Genomic DNA, 17,166 nt, shown 5'->3' on the forward strand with positions numbered 1-17,166 from the left:
CTGCGAGGGCGCCGCGCGCGACACAGGTGGCCTCACCCTGACCCGGGAGAGAGGCAGGCCCGAGCGGCGAGAAAGGAACGTGAAGGTCCTCTCAGCTTTCTTTCAGGTCCGGCTGCCGGGGCCGCGCCCGTCGTTACGTTGCCGTACGTGACAGTCACCGAGATCCGTCCGTCCGTGGGCCAGACGCTGCTGTGGTTCCTCGACCGCTACCGCGGCGAGGAGGGCGCGCTCAACTGCCCGGTGCTGTGCCGGCTGCGGGGCGAACTCGACCGCGACAGACTGCGGCAGGCGATCGACCGTGTGACGGCCCGGCACGAGGCGTTGCGCACCACGTTCACCGGCGGCGGACGCCGGCTGAAGGCGCTGGTGCATCCGCTCGTGTCGCCGGAGATCCGCGAGGTGGACCTCAGCGGCGATCCGGATCCCGAGGCGTCCGCCGACCGGGCGGTGGCGCGGGAGCTGGGCACCCGGATCGACGCGACCGAGAGCGCGCTGCGGATCACTCTGTGGCGGCTCGCCGCGGACCATCACGTGCTCTGTCTCAACATGCACCACATGGTCACGGACTCCTGGTCGTGCAACGTGATCTTCGAGGACCTGTGTGCGGCGCTGGACGGCAGGCCGACCGGTGACGCCGCGGCGTACTCCCGCTTCGCCGAGGACCAGCGCGAGACCCTGGCCGGGCCGTCGGGCAAACGGCTCAGCGCCTTCTGGGCCGAACGCCTCAAGGACGTGACGCTGCCCCCGCTGCCCATCCGGGAGGCCACCGCGGGCGCGCCCCGTGACACGAGGCTCGTGCAGCACGTCCTCGACGCGCCGACGGTCTCCGCGCTCGACGCCCTGGCCAAGCGGGAGCGGTCCACGATGTTCGTGGCTCTGCTCACCGCGTACTACCGGGCCCTGCGGTCGGCCGGCGGCTCCGACGACCTGGCGGTGGCGACCCTGTTCGCCAACCGCGGCGCCGAGCACCGCCGCACGGTGGGCTTCCTGGCCAACATGGTGCTGCTGCGGACCCGGCTCACCGGAACCGACTTCACCGAGCACCTCCGGGCCACGCACCGCACGGTCATGGAGGCGTTCGTGCACCAGGCGCTGCCGTTCCAGATGCTTCCGATCAACCTCGGCGGCACGAGCCGCCGGCTGGACGACGTGGTCTTCCAGATGATGGCCGACCCGGTGTACTCGACCCGGGCCGCCGGTCTGGACATCGACGTCCTGGTACCGGACGGCGTCGCCACCCGCTTCGAGCTGGAGCTGGTCGCCGTGCCCGACCGGGACACGGTGCGGGTGCTGCTCTTCTACAACCCGGACCGTTTCGCACCGGAGTTCGCCGAGTCCCTGCTGGCCGAGTACGTCGACGTCTGCACCGCCGCCGCCCGCAGCGCGGCACCCCACACCGACCAGGCCGGGACTCCGTTCCGGCCGCGCACGGGAGGCCACGATGACCAGTGAGGCGACCACCGGACGCGCACTGTCCGCCGAGGAGATCCGCGACGCCGTAGCCGCGCGCCTGGAGCTTCCCGCCGCGGACGTCGGCTTCGAGGAGGACCTCGTCACCCTCGGCCTGGACTCCCTCGGGATGATGAACCTGGCGGCGTCCTGGCAGGCGGACGGTGTCGAGGTGTCCTTCGGCGACCTGGTGGAGGAGCCCACGGTCCGCGCCTGGGCCGCCCTCCTGTCCGGCGCCGACGACCCGTCCGTCCGGCGGGCGGAGGCCGACGGTGACCCGGCCGTGGAATCCGGTGAGTTCCCGCTGGCCCCGATGCAGCACGCCTACTGGTCGGGCCGGCAGCCCGGGATGCCCCTGGCCACCGGATCGCACTTCTACTTCGAGTTCGACGTCACCGCGGACGTCGAACGCTGGGACGGCGCGGTGGCCGCGCTGCGCCGCAGGCACCCGATGCTGCGTGCGGCCGTCGGCGACGACGGACACCAGCGGATCCTGCCCGAGTGCCGGGGTCTTGACGAGGTCGTCGACCTGCGCGGTCCCGAACGGGACGAGCTCGACCGCAGGCTGGCCCGGCTGCGCGAGGGGCTGTCCCACCAGACGCTGCCCGTCGGGCGCGGGGGCGGCCTCGACGTGCGTCTGGCACTGCTGCCGGACGGCAGGGCCCGGCTCTTCCTGGACATCGACATGATCGTCTGCGACGCGTCCAGCTTCCGCGTCGTCATCGGCGACCTGGCCCGCCGGTACCGCGATCCGCACGCCGTGTCCCCGCCGCCCGCCCTCACCTTCCCCGAGTACCGCCGGCTCGTCGCCGAGGCCGCCCGGGAGCCCCGCCCGGCCGACGTCTCCTACTGGCGCGACCGCGCCGAGGACCTGCCCGAGGCACCGCGGCTCCCGCTGGCCGGCGCCCCGGAGGGGATCGAGCGGGTGCGGACCGTGCGGCGCCACGCCTGGCTGACACCCGAGAGCTACCAGCGGTTCGCCCAGCACGCGCGCAGCGCCGGACTGACCGTGTCGATGGCGGTCGCCGCCGTCTACGCGGACATCCTCTCCGCGTGGAGCGAGGGCCCGGAGTTCCTGCTCAACCTGCCCGTGCTGAACCGGATACCGGTGCACCCCGACGTCGGCTCCGTAGTCGGGGACTTCACGGACCTGCTGCTCCTCCAGGTGGCGCCCGACGCGCGCCGCCCCTTCGTCGAGCGTGCCCGCGCGGTCCAGGAGCAGTACCGCCGCGACGCCACGCACACGGCGTACGGCGGCACTTCGGTCCTGCGCGACCTGGCCCGGACCGCCGCGGGGGCCGGCAGGCGGGCCGGGGTGGTGTTCACGAGCGCGCTCAGCCTCGGCGAACTCTTCGACGAGGCGACCCGCGCGGTGCTGGGTGCGCCGGTGTGGATGAGTTCGCAGACCTCGGGCGTGTGGATCGACCTCCAGCTGATCGAGCAGGAGGGCGGCATGCTGATCAACTGGGAGACGACGGAGAACCTCTTCGAGGCCGGGGTTCCCGAGGCGATGTTCGAGACCTTCGTCAACCGGGTCCGGCTGCTCGCCTCGCAGCCGAGCGCCTGGTGGGAGAGCCTGCCGGTACGGCCGCCCGCTCCGCAGCTCCAGGCGCGCCGGCAGGCCAACGACACCCGCGCCGAGCTGCCCCGCGGGGTTCTGCACGGGGAGTTCTTCCGGCGGGCGGCCGAGCGGGGTGACGCCCCGGCGGCGGTCTGGGGCGACGGCGCTCAGCTGACGTACGCCGAACTCGGCACGCGGGCCAGGCGGTTGGCCCACGTCCTGCGGGCCGCGGGCGTCACCGCCGGGGACCGTGTGGTGCTCACCCTGCCGAAGGGGGTCGAGCAGGTGGTCGCGGTGCTGGCGGTGCACGCGCTGGGCGCGGCCTACGTGCCGGTGGGCACGGACCAGCCGCAGGCACGCCGTGACGTCGTCGCCTCCCGGGCGGGAGCCCGCTGCGTGGTCACCGACGGCCGGGACGGCGCCGGCACGGACGGCCGGGTCCCGCACATCGACGTGCGGTGCGGCACCGACCCCGACGTGCCGCTGCTGGACCGGTTGGCGGACGTCTCACCGGACGACCTGGCCTACGTGATCTTCACCTCCGGTTCGACCGGGGAGCCCAAGGGCGTGGAGCTGACGCACGCGGCGGCCCACAACACGGTGGCCGCGCTGAACGAGCGCTACGGGCTGGGCCCCGGCGACCGCACCCTGTGCCTGTCGGCGCTCGACTTCGACCTGTCGGTCTACGACCTCTTCGGCCCCCTCGCCTGCGGCGGCGCCCTCGTGCTGGTCGACGACGAGGAGCGGCGCTCCCCCGAGGCGTGGCTGCGCCGGGCCGCGCGCGACGGGGCCACCGTCCTCAACTGCGTGCCCGCGCTGCTCGACATGGGGCTCACCACGGCGCAGTCGCGGCCCGACACGTACACCTGGCCGTTCCGTCTGCACCTCCTGGGCGGCGACTGGGTCGGTCTCGACCTGCCCGGCAGGGTGCACGCGCTGCGCCCCGGCAGCGTGTTCGTGGCGCTGGGCGGCACCACCGAGACGGCGATCCACTCGACGGTCCAGGAGGTTACGGAGGTCGACCCCTCCTGGGCGTCGATTCCCTACAACGTGCCCCTGCCCAACCAGCGCTGCCGGGTCGTCGACGACCAGGGACAGGACTGCCCGGACTGGGTCGCCGGAGAGCTGTGGATCGGCGGCGCGGGTGTGGCGCGGGGCTACGCGGACGACCCGGAACTGACCGCGGCGAAGTTCGTGGAGGCCGACGGCGGGCGCTGGTACCGCACCGGTGACCGTGCCCGCTACCGGCCCGGCGCGGTGATCGAGTTCCTCGGCCGGGTCGACCTCCAGGTCAAGCTGAACGGGTACCGGATCGAGCTCGGCGAGGTCGAGCGCGCCCTGAGCCGGCACCCCGGTGTGCGCGACGCCGTGGCGACCCAGGTCGCCGCGGCGGGCGGCGCGTTGTACGCCATGGTCACCCCGGCCGGTGTCGACACCGAGGACGTGCTCGCCCACGCCGGCCGGCAGGTGCCCGCGTACATGGTGCCCGCCCGCGCCGTCGCCGCGGAGGAGCTGCCGCTGAGCCGCAACGGCAAGGTCGACCGCGCCGAGGTCCGGCGGCTGCTGGCCGGGGCGCTCGGCGAGCGGACGTCCGGCGCCGCCGACGCGGCCCCCCGCGGGGCGGCGGAGGAGACCGTCGCCGCGCTGTGGACGGACCTGCTCGGCGGCCCGGAGATCGGCGGTGACACCAACTTCTTCCACATCGGCGGTGACAGCCTGCAGGCCACCCGCCTGCTCGCCGCGCTGCGCCGGGAAGGGTACGACGCCAGGCTGGGCGACCTGTTCACCCGGCCCACGGTGCGTGGTTTCGCCGCGACCCTGACCCCGCTGGAGGGCGGCGCCGCCGAGGCCCCCCGGACGATCCCGGCCGACCCGGCTCACCGGTACGAGCCCTTCCCGCTCACCGACGTGCAGCGCGCCTACTGGCTGGGCCGCGACCCCGATTTCACGCTCGGCGGCGTCGCGTCCTACTGGTACTGGGAGTTCGAGAGCGACCGGGTGGACCTGGAGCGGCTGGAGGGGGCCTGGAACCGGCTGGTGCGGCGGCACGAGATGATGCGCGCCGTGCTGGACGGCGAGGGCGGCCAGCGGATCCTGCCCGAGGTCCCGTACTACCGCTTCGCGGTCACCCGCACGACCGCCGCCGACCACGAGAAGGCGGTCAGCGAACTGGCGGGCATGGAGCAGCAGGTGCTCGACGTGACCTCCTGGCCCCTGTTCGACGTACGGGCCGTGCGGCGCGAGGACGGGCACACGGTCGTCGGCGTCGGCTTCGACTACGTGGTGCTCGACGCACTGTCGATCATGACCATCTTCACCGAGCTGTCCGCGCTCTACGCGGACCCCGGTCTCGAACTCCCCGCGCTCGACCTGTCGTTCCGCGACTACCTGCTCGCCCAGCGGACCGACCCGGCGGCCAGGGCACGGGACGAGGAGTACTGGCTGGGCGCGATCGAGGAGCTGCCGGCCGCGCCCGCGCTGCCGCTGGCCGTCGCCCCCGAGCACATCGGCCGGCCGCGCTTCGTGCGCGAGGAGTTCCGGCTCGACCCGCCGACCTGGGCACGGCTGCGCCGGCGGACCGCCGAACAGGGGCTGACCGCCTCGACGGTGGTGGCGGCGGCCTTCGCGGAGGTACTGGCCGCGTGGAGCGCCGAGACCTCGCTGACGCTCAACCTGACGGTCTTCGACCGGCGCGACGAGCACCCCCAGGTCGGCCAGGTGGTCGGCGACTTCACCTCGCTGCTGCTGCTCGGTCATCACAGCCGCCCCCAGGAGAGCTGGGCCGACACGGTGCGGCGGCTGCAGGGACAGGTCTGGGAGGGCATCGAGCACAACAACGTCTCCACCACCTGGGTGCTCCAGCAGCTCGCCCGGCGCACCGGGGGCGGACAGACGCTGATGCCGGTGGTGTTCACCTCCACCCTCGGGGTCAGCGCGGACTTCAAGGACCTCGAATTCGGCTTCGGCGAGCTGCGGCGAGGCCTGTCGCAGAGCCCGCAGGTCGCGCTGGACTGCCAGGTGGTCGAGCGCGACGGCGGCCTCGCCGTCAACTGGGACCACGTCGAAGGGCTGCACAGCCCGCAGGTCGTCCCGGCGGCCCTGGAGGCGATGCGCCGCCTCCTGGTGGAACTGGCCGACAGCGACTGGTCCCGTCCCGCTCCGCCGATCCGGCTCCCCGAGGCCCAGGCGAGGATCCGCTCCGAGGTCAACGACACGGGCGTCCTCTTCCCCGCCCGAACGCTGCACGAGCCCGTCTTCGACGTCGCCCGCCGCCTGCCCGACGCCGTCGCGGTCCGTTCGGCGACCGGCGAGGAACTGACCTACGCCGAACTGGCCGGGCGCGCGCTGCGCGTCGCGGGACGCCTCACCTCGCTCGGGGCGCGGCCCGGCGAGACGGTGGCCGTGTCGCTGCCGAAGGGACCGGACCAGGTGGTCGCGGTGCTGGGCGTGCTGGCGGCCGGCTGCGCCTACGTACCGGTCGGCGTCGGCCAGCCCGCCGCCCGCCGCAACCGGATCGTGCGTTCCGCGGGCGCCCGCCTGGCCCTGGTCGGGCCGGGGCCGGACGCCGGCGCGGACTGGGACGAAGCCGTGCGGCTGGTGCCGGTGGCCGAGGCGGCGGAGGCCGAGCCGGCGGCGGGGCCGGTGGCCGTCGATCCGGCGCAGCTCGCCTACGTGATCTACACCTCGGGCTCGACCGGCGAGCCCAAGGGCGTGGAGATCAGCCACGCGGCGGCCGCCAACACCATCGACGACGTGAACGGCCGCCACGGTGTGGGGCCCGGCGACGTGACCCTGCAGGTCTCCGCCCTCGACTTCGACCTGTCGGTCTACGACCTGTTCGGACTGCTCGCGGTGGGCGGCACCGTGGTGACCCTCACCGAGGACCTCCGGCGGGAGGCGACCGCCTGGGCCGCCCTCGCCGCCGAACACGGCGTCACCGTGTGGAACACGGTGCCGACCCTGCTCGACATGCTGCTGGTGGCCTGCGAGTCGGGCACGGGCCTGCCGCTGCTGCGCGTGGCGATCGTCTCGGGCGACTGGGTCGGCCTCGACCTGCCGGACCGGCTCCGGGCGGCGGCGCCGGACGCCCTCCTCGTCGCCATGGGCGGCGCCACCGAGGCCTCCATCTGGTCGAACGCCTTCGAGGTGGAGACCGTCGACCCCGCCTGGGTGTCGATTCCGTACGGCCGCCCGCTCGCCAATCAGCGTTTCCGGGTGGTCGACGGACACGGCCGGGACCGGCCCGACTTCGTGCCGGGTGAGCTGTGGATCGGCGGCGCCGGAGTGGCGCTCGGCTACCGCGGGGACCCCGAGCGGACCGCGGCCTCCTTCGTGACGGCCGACGGCGAGCGGTGGTACCGCACCGGCGACCTGGGCCGCTACCACCCCTCCGGGATCCTGGAGTTCCTCGGCCGCCGCGATCACCAGGTGAAGGTGCGCGGGCACCGCATCGAACTCGGCGAGATCGAGGCCGGGTTGCGTGAGCTGCCCGGCGTCGCGAGCGCCGTGGCGTGGGTCGACGGCAGCGCGGGGACACGCCGGCTGGCCGCGGTCGTCACCCCGGAGGCCGGTGCCGGTCGTGCCGTGGGCGGGACGGACCTGCCCGCGGCGCTCGCGGCGCGCCTGCCGGCCCACATGGTCCCCGAGCACATCGCCGTGGCGGACCGGCTGCCCCTGACCGCCAACGCCAAGGTCGACCGCGCCGCCGTCGCCCTCGCGTACGGTCCGGGCCGCGCGGTCCGCGCGGCGCCGGCCGACGACCGGCCGCGGGGCGAGACCGAACGCGTGGTGGCCGAGGTGTGGGCCGAGCTGCTGGAGGCGCCCGAGGTGGGCCGCTCGGCCGACTTCTTCGGCCTCGGCGGCGACAGCCTCGTCGCCACCCGGGTCGTCCAGCAGTTCTCCCGGCGCTTCGGCGTCGAGCTCTCCCTGCGGCAGCTCTTCAACCATCCGACCGTCGCCGGGATCGCCGCCGTCGTCGACGACGAGATCGCCGGCAGCCATCAGCACGAAGCGTCCGAAGCGTCCGTCCGACTGGAAGAGGGTGTCCTGTGACCGCCGCCGACCTCATCAGCGAACTCGAACGGGCCGGCCTGCACCTGTGGGAGGACGAGGGCAGGCTGCGCTTCCGGGGTCCCGAGGGGGCGATGACCCCCGAGCGCCGGGAACTCCTCGCCGGCCGGCGGGAGGACGTGCTGCGGGTGCTGCGCGAGCGCCGCCCGGGGCAGGTCAGGCCCGACCCCGCCTCGGCCCACGAGCCGTTCCCGCTGACCGAGGTCCAGTCGGCGTACCTGCTCGGCCGCCGGGGCGCCTTCGAGTACGGCTCGGTGCCCTGCCACGCCTACGGCGAGCTGGAGTTCGCCGCGCTGGACCGCGGCCGGCTGCAAGGGGCCTGGCGGCAGGTGGTCGACCGGCACGAGATGCTGCGCGTGGTCATCGACTACGACGGTCACCAGCGGGTCCTGAAGGATCCGCCCGCCCCGGTGATCGCCTGGCACGACGCGGCGGGCCTGCCGGGCCCCGCGGGCGAGGAGGCACTCGGCGAGGTCCGCCGCCGGCTCTCCGCCGAGTCCAAGGACGTCACCGAGTGCCCGCTGTACACCCTGGAGGTCACCGAGCTGGCGGACCGGGCCGTCCTGCACTTCTCCATCGACTTCCTGATCGCCGACTACGTGAGCATCTATCTGCTGCTGGACGAGTTCGGCGCCTTCTACGAGGACCCGGCGGCCGACCTCCCGGCGCCGGCGATCTCGTTCCGCGACTACCTGCGGGCGGAACGCGCGGTGCGGCAGGGCCCCGCCTACGAGCGGGACCGCGACTACTGGACGGCACGGCTGGAGAGCCTGCCACCGGCGCCGGAACTGCCCCTGGTCGACCGGCCGAGCCGGCAGGGCCCGGCCGGCTTCACCCGCCGCGAACTGCGCCTGGAACCGGCCGTCTGGTCCGCCCTGAAGGCCCGCGCCGGGGAGCACGGGGTCTCCGCGTCGACGGCCGTGATGGCCGCGTACGCCGAGGTCGTCGGCCGCTGGAGCCGCAACCCCCGTTTCACCCTGGACTTGACGGTGCTCAGCCGGCTGCCCCTGCACCCGGACGTGGGCCGCGTCGTGGGCGACTTCACCTCCGTCGAGCTGCTGGCCGTCGACGGCGGCTGCGCGGACACCTTCGCCGAGCGCGCCCGCAGGGCCGGCGAGCAGCTGTTCGAGGATCTCGACCACCGGCTGTTCTCCGGCGTGGAGGTACTGCGCGAGCTGACCCGCCGCCGGGGCCGGCAGGGTTCGATGATGCCCGTCGTGTACACCAGCGCCATCGGGCTCTCCGAGGGATCGGCGCCGCAGGGGATGATGCGGTCGCAGATCCGCAACGGCATCAGCCAGACGCCGCAGGTCTGGGTGGACTGCCAGGCGATGGAGGCCGCGGGCTCGCTGCTGGTCAACTGGGACGCGCGGGACGACACCGTGCCCGGCCCGGTGCTCGACGACATGTTCGCCGCGTTTCGCGGCCTGCTGCACCGGCTCGCCGAGGACAGCGGCGCGTGGGACGGCGACCCGCTCGCGCTGCCCGAGCACCAGGCGCGGTGCCGGGCGGCGGTCAACGACACCGCCCGGCCGGTCGGCGACGCCCTCCTGCACCAGGCGCTGCTGGACGAGGCGCGCCGCCGCCCGGACGCGACGGCGGTGGTCGACCACGGCGGCGGCGTCGACTACGCCACGCTGACCGGCCGCGCCGCCGCCGTGGCCGCGGCGCTCGCCGAGCACGGCCACAAACCGCACCAGCGCGTCGCCGTGGTGCTGGAGAAGGGCTGGGAGCAGGTCGCGGCCGCTCTCGGCGTGCTGCTCGCCGGTGGCACCTACGTGCCGATCGAGGCGGGCCAGCCCGATGCCAGGCGCGACAGGATCCTGCGGTCCGCCGGCATCGGCCTGGTGGTCGGCCACAGCGCGGTCGCGGCCCGGCTGCCCGCGGGGATCGCGCGCGTCGACGTGGACCGGCTGCCCGAGTCGTCCGCCGGGCTCGCCGAGGCCGTGCCGGTCTCGCCGGGTGACTCGGCGTACGTCATCTTCACCTCGGGCTCGACGGGCGAACCCAAGGGGGTGGAGGTCAGCCACCGGGCGGCGGTGAACACCCTGGACGACGTCTGCCGGAGGTTCGGCATCGGCACGGACGACGTCGCCCTGGGGCTGTCCAGCCTGGGCTTCGACCTGTCGGTCTTCGACATCTTCGGCGTCCTGGGCCGCGGCGGCACCCTGGTGCTTCCCGACCCGGCCCGCCGCAGCGACCCCTCGCACTGGGGTGAGCTGATCACCGGGCACGGCGTGACCGTGCTGAACACCGTGCCCGCCCAGATGATGCTGCTGGAGGAGTACCTGCGCGGCGACGGACGCGAGTGCCCGGGCGTCCGGCTGGGCATGATGTCGGGCGACTGGATACCCGTCACGCTGCCCGACGCCGTGCGCGCCCGCCTTCCCCGGGTGGAGCTCTACAGTCTCGGCGGCGCCACCGAGGCGGCGATCTGGTCGATCGTCCATCCGATCGGTGAGGTCGACCCGGCGGCGCCGAGCATCCCGTACGGCACTCCGCTGGAGAACCAGCGCTTCCATGTGCTCGACTCCGCGCTGCGGCCCAGCCCCGACCTGGTCGTCGGCGACCTCCACATCGCCGGCGCCGGCCTCGCCGAGGGATATCTCAACGACCCGGAGAAGACCGCGGCGAGCTTCTTCGAGCTGCCGGACGGCGAACGCGTCTACCGCACCGGCGACCTCGCCCGCTACCTGCCCGACGGCACCCTGGAGTTCATCGGCCGCGCCGACCGGCAGGTCAAGATCCGCGGCCACCGCATCGAGCTCGCCGAGGTGGAGTCCGCCCTGGCCGCCGATCCGCGGGTCGACGCGGCGGCCGTCACCACCGAGGGCGAGCGCAACGACCGACGGCTGGTCGCCTTCGTCTCGCCGTCGCCCGCCGACCCCGCCGCGCACGCCGTGGACGCCGGACTGCGGCCCGAGGTGCTCGCGGGCGCCGACGGGATCCGCGACGGGGTGGACGTCGCGAAGGTCGTGGAGTTCGCGGCCGTCCTGGACGACGCGGCGCTGCGCCGCATGGTCGACGTGCTGCGCAGGGAGGGCCTGTGGCCCGACGCCGCCGCACGCCACAGCACCTCGCAGATCATGCGTCTGGCCCGGGTCGCGGCCAGGCACGAGCGGCTCGTACGCCGCTGGCTCGCCGCGTGCGTGCAGAACGGCTACCTGGACAGGGCCGCGGACGGCACCTTCGGCTGCCTGCGCCTGGTGACCCCCGAGGACGTCGAGGAGGCCTGGGCCGAGGTCGACCGGCTGCTCCCGGAGGCCAACGACCGCCCCGAGCTGGTCGACTACTTCAAGCTCGCCGCCGCCCACCTGCCGGAGCTGATGCGGGACGAACGGGACCCGCTGCGGATGCTCTTCCCCGAGGGGGACCTGAGCATCCACGAGGCCGCCTACATGGAGGGCTTCCTCTCCCGCTACCTCAACCGGCTGGCCACCGGCACCGTGCTGGGGGTCGCCCGGCGCAACACGACCGGACGGCCGCTGCGCGTGCTGGAGGTCGGGGCCGGGGTCGGCGGCACCAGCGTCGACACCATTCCGGCGCTGGACGGGGAGAACGTGCGCTACACCTTCAGCGACGTGTCCCAGTTCTTCCTGAACAAGGCCGGTGAGCGGTTCGCGGACCATCCCTGGGTCGACTACGCCCTGTTCGACTTCAACGAGCCCTTCCGCGAGCAGGGCGTGAAGCCGAACTCGGTGGACGTGATCCTGTGCGGCAACGTCATGCACTACGCGAAGGACGCCCGCGCGGTGCTGCGCCGGATGCGTGAGGCGCTGGTGCCCGGCGGGTGGCTGGTCTTCATCGAGACGACCCGCGACAACTACCAGATCCTCACCTCGATGGAGTTCCTCTTCGACGCCACCGCCGGAGACTTCCAGGACGTGCGGCACGGCAAGGACCAGACGTTCATCGGCCGCCGGCAGTGGTACGACCTGCTGGCGGAGGCCGGAGCCGAACTGGAGCTGTGCGTACCGGAACCCGGGGACGAGCTGGCCCGGATCGGCATGCACGTCTTCGCGGCCCGCTTCAAGACCGACCGCGAGCCCCTCGACACCGAGGTGCTCACGCGGCGGCTCGCCGAGCGGCTCCCGGCGGAGATGATCCCGTCGCGTTTCGAGGTGCTGGACGCGCTGCCCCTCACCGGCAACGGCAAGATCGACCGGGCCGTCCTCTCCCGGTGGGCCGAGCAGCACCGTACGGCGGGTGCGGCGGCCTCGCCGGACACCGTGCAGGAGGCCGGTGAACTGGAGTCGCACGTCGCCGAGGTGTACGCGGAGGTGCTGCGCGAACCGGAGGTCCCGCTGGAGACCAACTTCTACGCCCTGGGCGGGGACTCGCTGCTCGCCGCCCAGCTCGTCACCGCGCTGCGCGACCAGGTGCCGGCCGCGGCCGACGTCTTCTTCGACGAGTTGCTGCGCGAGCTGCTCGGCGGCGCCTCGGTGCGCGAACTGTCCGCCTTCCTCCAGCAGGGCGAGGGACCGGCCGAGGAAGGCACGGCGGGCGACGAACTCGCCCTGTCCGGAGCGGCGGACGCGCTCGGCAACCCGGTGCACGTCCTCGTCGGCGACGGTCTCGGGGGCCAGGCCGAGCGGCTCGCCGCGGGGCTCGGAGCACTCGACCCGGTGATCCTGGTGCCACCGGTCCGGGCGGCCGAAGGACAGCGTCTGGACGACCTGGCCCAGGACGTCGTGGCGCGGGTGCGGTCGCTGAGCCCGGGCCCGTTCCACCTGGTCGGGGCGCACAGCGGGGGCGTACTGGCGCTGGCTGTCGCCCAGCAGCTCGTCGAGCTGGGCGCCCCGGTGTGCGGGCTGACGCTGCTGAGCAGCTACCCGCTCCCGGCCACGGTCCGCGACGACGTGCTGGAGGAGGCGCTGTTCTGCCTGGACCGAGGGCTCGACCCGGCCGCCCTGGGATACCCGGACGTCTCCGCGCTCGGCCGGACGCTGGCCGAGCTCGCCCCGGCCGGTGACATCCCGCCGGGCGCGCCCGCCGCGCTGGCCGACCGGGCCGAGCCCGGACTGCGGGAGGCGGGCACGGCTGCGGCCGCCCGCGCCGCCCTTTCACGCGAGAAGCGGCTCGCCCAGATCGCGGAGGCGCTCGGCCGTACCGCCGACGAGATCGCCGAACGGCTCGTGCACGGCCGTGCGTTCGCGCGCTGCGTCGCCGACCACGACCCGGGGGTCTTCACGGGGGAGGCACGCCTGCTGGTGCACGAGGAGGAGTCCCCTGTCTGGCCCGCCATGGGCACCGACATGACCGAGCTGTGGGAGTCGGTGTGCGTGGGAGGGCTCCGTCGGCAGACGGTGCCGGGCGACCACTTCACCTGCCGGGAACTGGTCGCACCCGGCGTGATCGACCTGCCCGAGGAGGAGAACGCGTGAGTGAGCACAGCGACCCGGCGGTCGCGGTCGTCGGCGCCTACGGTGCCGTCGGCGCCGCCGCCGTACGGGCGATCGCGGACCGCCGGCCCGACACGGTCGTCCGGCTCGGCGGACGCGACCGGGCGCAGGCCCAGTCCCTGCTGCACAAGTCCGGCCTGCGCGGCACGGCCGCCGAGGTGGACCTGCACGACGGCCGGTCGCTGGCGGAGTTCTGCCGCGGCGCCCGGGTGGTGCTCAACTGCGCGGGCCCCTCCTACCAGGTCCTCGACCGGGTGGCCTGGGCAGCGGCGGCGGCCGGCGCCGACTACGTCGACCCGGGTGGCGACGAGCCGCTGCTGGAGGCGCTGACGCGACCGGGCACCTTCACCGGCACGGCCGTGATCACTGCCGGGATGCAGCCCGGGCTGACCGGCCTGCTCCCCCGCCATCTGTGCTCCGCCATGAGCGACCCGCGGCAACTCACCGCCTACGTCGGCACGATGGACCGGCTGACCCCGGCCGGAGCCGCCGACTACCTGCTCTCCATGGGCGGCGCCTACGGCGAGGCCCGCGGCGCGATCAGGGGTGGCATCCGGGTCGAGCGCGAGCTGGAGCCGCGGACGGATGTCGAACTGCCCTACGCGGACAACCGGGTGGACGTCTACCCCTACCTCAGCTTCGAGTCGGCGCGGCTTCCCGAGGCCACCGGGCTGACGGAGATCGACTGGTACAACGTCTTCGACGGCGGCGCCCACATGATGAACTGCCTCAGCCGGCTCCAGGGCGCGATGCGCGGTGAGTCCGCGCTCGCCGAGGCGGCCGAGGAACTCACCCGCGCGGCGGCTCTCGACCTGTTCGGCAGGAGCCCCTTCCAGCTGATGCTCTTCGAGGTCACGGGCACCGACGCCGGGAGTCCCGCCACCCGCAGCCTGGCCCTGCGCGCCGGCGACACCTACGCCCTCACCGGTCTCGCCGGCGCCCTGGCCGTGCTGGCGGTGCTCGGCGGCGAGGTCGTCCCGGGGGTGCACTTCGGCTCCGACGTGCTGGACGCCGGGACGGTGCTCGCCGCCCTGCGCGCCGAACCCGCGGTCGAGGTGCTCGACATCGGCGACCGGCCGATCCTCGCGGCCCGCGCGATGGAGGAAGGGGAACTGTGACCCGCCCCCGTGTCCTGGTGGCCGGCACCGGTTTCGGCCGGGCCTATCTCGCGGCCTTCGAGCGTCCGGACCTCCCCTTCGAGCCGGCCGGGATCCTGGCGTCGGGAAGCGCCCGCAGCAAAGCCTGCGCCGAGCACTACGGCGTTCCGCTGTGGTCCTCGGTCGACGAGGTGCCCGACGACGTGGACCTGGCCTGCGTGGTCATCGGCGGGGTGATGAACGGCGGCCCGGGTCCCGAGATCTCGCGGGCACTGATGGGCCGCGGGATACACGTGCTGCAGGAGCACCCGCTGCACCCCGACGAACTGGTCGCGTGCCTGCGGGCCGCGACCGAGTCCGGCGTGGTGTTCCGGCTGAACACCCACTACCCGCACGTGGAGCCGGTGCGCCGCTTCATCGGCGCCGCCCGCGCCCTGGTGGCCCGGCAGCGGCCGCTCTTCCTCGACGTGACCTGCGCCTTCCAGGTGCTCTACACGGTGTTCGACATCCTGGGCCGGGCACTGGGCGGCATCCGCCCGCACGGCGTCGACGGAGTCCTGGCGGGCGCGGAGGGCGATCCGTACCGGAGCCTCACCGGCCGGTTCGCCGGCGTCCCGATGTCCTTCCGCCTGCAGAACGAACTGGTGCCCGCCGACCCGGACAACCACAGCCACCTGTTCCACCGCATCACCCTGGGCACGGAGGGCGGCCACCTCACGCTGGTCAACACGCACGGCCCGGTGGAGTGGAGCATGCGCCCGCACATGCCGGGCGACATGAAGGAGCTGGTGCGCTTCGCCGACTCCGACGCCCCTCATCTGCGGGTGCCGAGCGTGCAGCACCTGGGGCCGGCGGAGGGCGCTCCGTACACCGAGGTGCTGCGCGACCTGTGGCCGCAGGCCACGGAGCGGGCCATGCGGGCGATCTGGGACGACGTGCGGTCGGGCGCCGACAGCCGCGCCCACGTGCAGTACCACATCGCGCTGGCGAGACTGGCGATGCGGGTGACCGAGGCGTGCGGGCCGGTGCGGCTGCACCGCGCCGAGGCACCCGAACTCCTCTCCGCCGCGGACCTGTTGGAGGCCACGCCATGAACACCGACGTGCCCGGTCCGTGGTTGCGCGGCTACTTCCCCCGCCCGGCCGCCCGGCGGCGGGTGGTGTTCTTCCCGCACGGCGGCGGCGCGGCGACCTTCTACCGGCCGCTCGCGCGCGAACTCCCCGATGGCGTCGAGGGGTTGGTGGTGCAGTACCCCGGCCGGGAGGACCGCATCGGCGATCCCTGCTGCACCGACATGCCCGGCCTCGTGGAGCCGCTGGCCAAGGCGCTGGCCGAACTGGACGACAAGCCCGTGTGGTTCTTCGGGCACAGCATGGGCGCCTCCGTCGCGCACGAGGTCACCCGCCTCCTCCCTGCGGTCGGCGGGACCCTCCCGGAGCGGCTGATCGTCTCCGGGCGCCCCGGCCCGGCCCGGCAGCGGCCCGACGACAAGCACCTGGACGACGAACGGCTGTGGGCCGACGTGTGCATGCTCGGCGGCACCGACGAACGCCTGCTCCGGATGCCGGGCGTGCGGGAGATGACGCTGCCGGTGCTCCGGGCGGACTACCGGCTGCTGGGCACCTACCGCGCGCGGCCCGGCCGGGACCTCTCGGTGCCGGTGAGTGTCTGTTACGGCGCCGAGGACCCCGAGGTCGACGCACACGACGCGGCGGCCTGGGCGGCGGTCACCTCCGCCGACACCGAAGTCGTCCGCTTTCCCGGCGACCACTTCTATCTGCGCGGCGACGGCCGGGCCGAGCTGGCGGACTGGCTCACCGAGCGGCTGTGCCGGGCCGCCGGACACACGGGAAGGAACCGAGGATGATCGTACGGCCCGTCGTGGAGAAGTACGCCGAGGAAGCCTCCTCCCCCGCGCCGCCCTGGCTGGCCGGGCTGGTCGCCGACACGGAGGCCGGGACCGAGCTGCCGGCCATGATGGTGGGCGGCCTGGAGGGCGAGTTCCTGGCCGCCCTGGTCTTCGCCCTGCGGCCCCGGCGCATCCTGGAAATCGGCACCTTCACCGGCTACTCCGCGCTGTGCATGGCCGACGCGATGCCGGCCGACGCCGAACTGCACACCTGCGAACTGAACCCGCTGCACGCCTCCATCGCGCGCAAGCACTTCGGGGCCTCGCCCTGGGCCGACCGCATCCATCTGATCGAGGGCCCGGCGCTGCCGGCGGTGCGGGCCCTCCCGGGCCCCTTCGACCTGGTCTTCATCGACGCGGACAAGTCCGGCTACGTCGACTACTACGAGGCGGTGCTGCCCAAGCTGTCCCCGCACGGGCTCGTCCTGGCCGACAACGTCCTCCAGTTCGGCGGCGTCGCCAACGAGCGGGACCAGCAGCCCGACACCGTCGCCATGCGCGCGTTCAACGCCCACGTCGCCGCGGACCCCCGCGTACGGCAGAGCGTGCTGACCGTGCGCGAGGGCGTCACCGTGATCCGCCTGGCAGGCTGACCGGCACCGTGCGCACGACGGCGCCCGGACCTCACGTCGTCCGTGTCCCTCGCCGAGCCGCCCGCCCGCTTCCGCGACCTGATCT

7 protein-coding genes are annotated in these 17,166 nt (G+C 73.9%); all 7 read left to right on the forward strand.

The window, feature by feature from the left end:
* Positions 1–147 precede the first annotated feature (147 nt).
* From ACWGIS_RS18640 to ACWGIS_RS18670, 7 genes are read left to right on the forward strand one after another with little or no spacing between them, the layout of a single operon-like run.
* Positions 148–1,452 (forward strand): condensation domain-containing protein, encoded by a 1,305-nt coding sequence (locus ACWGIS_RS18640; protein ID WP_453363522.1) that lies wholly within the window; start codon positions 148–150, stop codon positions 1,450–1,452.
* Positions 1,442–8,062, forward strand: coding sequence for an amino acid adenylation domain-containing protein (locus tag ACWGIS_RS18645; protein WP_453363523.1), 6,621 nt, complete (start codon positions 1,442–1,444; stop codon positions 8,060–8,062). Before ACWGIS_RS18640 ends, ACWGIS_RS18645 begins: the two co-directional genes overlap by 11 nt.
* Positions 8,059–13,464 (forward strand): amino acid adenylation domain-containing protein, encoded by a 5,406-nt coding sequence (locus tag ACWGIS_RS18650; RefSeq protein WP_453363524.1) that lies wholly within the window; start codon positions 8,059–8,061, stop codon positions 13,462–13,464. The genes ACWGIS_RS18645 and ACWGIS_RS18650 overlap by 4 nt, the downstream gene beginning before the upstream one ends.
* A complete protein-coding gene (locus ACWGIS_RS18655) occupies positions 13,461–14,600 on the forward strand; it encodes a saccharopine dehydrogenase NADP-binding domain-containing protein (RefSeq protein WP_453363525.1) in 1,140 nt (379 codons plus the stop codon). The genes ACWGIS_RS18650 and ACWGIS_RS18655 overlap by 4 nt, the downstream gene beginning before the upstream one ends.
* Positions 14,597–15,673, forward strand: coding sequence for a Gfo/Idh/MocA family oxidoreductase (locus tag ACWGIS_RS18660; protein ID WP_453363526.1), 1,077 nt, complete (start codon positions 14,597–14,599; stop codon positions 15,671–15,673). The genes ACWGIS_RS18655 and ACWGIS_RS18660 overlap by 4 nt, the downstream gene beginning before the upstream one ends.
* Entirely contained in the window at positions 15,670–16,446 is a 777-nt protein-coding gene (locus ACWGIS_RS18665) for a thioesterase II family protein (protein WP_453363527.1), read from the forward strand. Before ACWGIS_RS18660 ends, ACWGIS_RS18665 begins: the two co-directional genes overlap by 4 nt.
* Positions 16,443–17,081, forward strand: coding sequence for an O-methyltransferase (locus tag ACWGIS_RS18670; RefSeq protein WP_453363528.1), 639 nt, complete (start codon positions 16,443–16,445; stop codon positions 17,079–17,081). The genes ACWGIS_RS18665 and ACWGIS_RS18670 overlap by 4 nt, the downstream gene beginning before the upstream one ends.
* Positions 17,082–17,166: the final 85 nt, after the last annotated feature.

This window comes from Streptomyces sp. NPDC054842 (assembly GCF_053611025.1).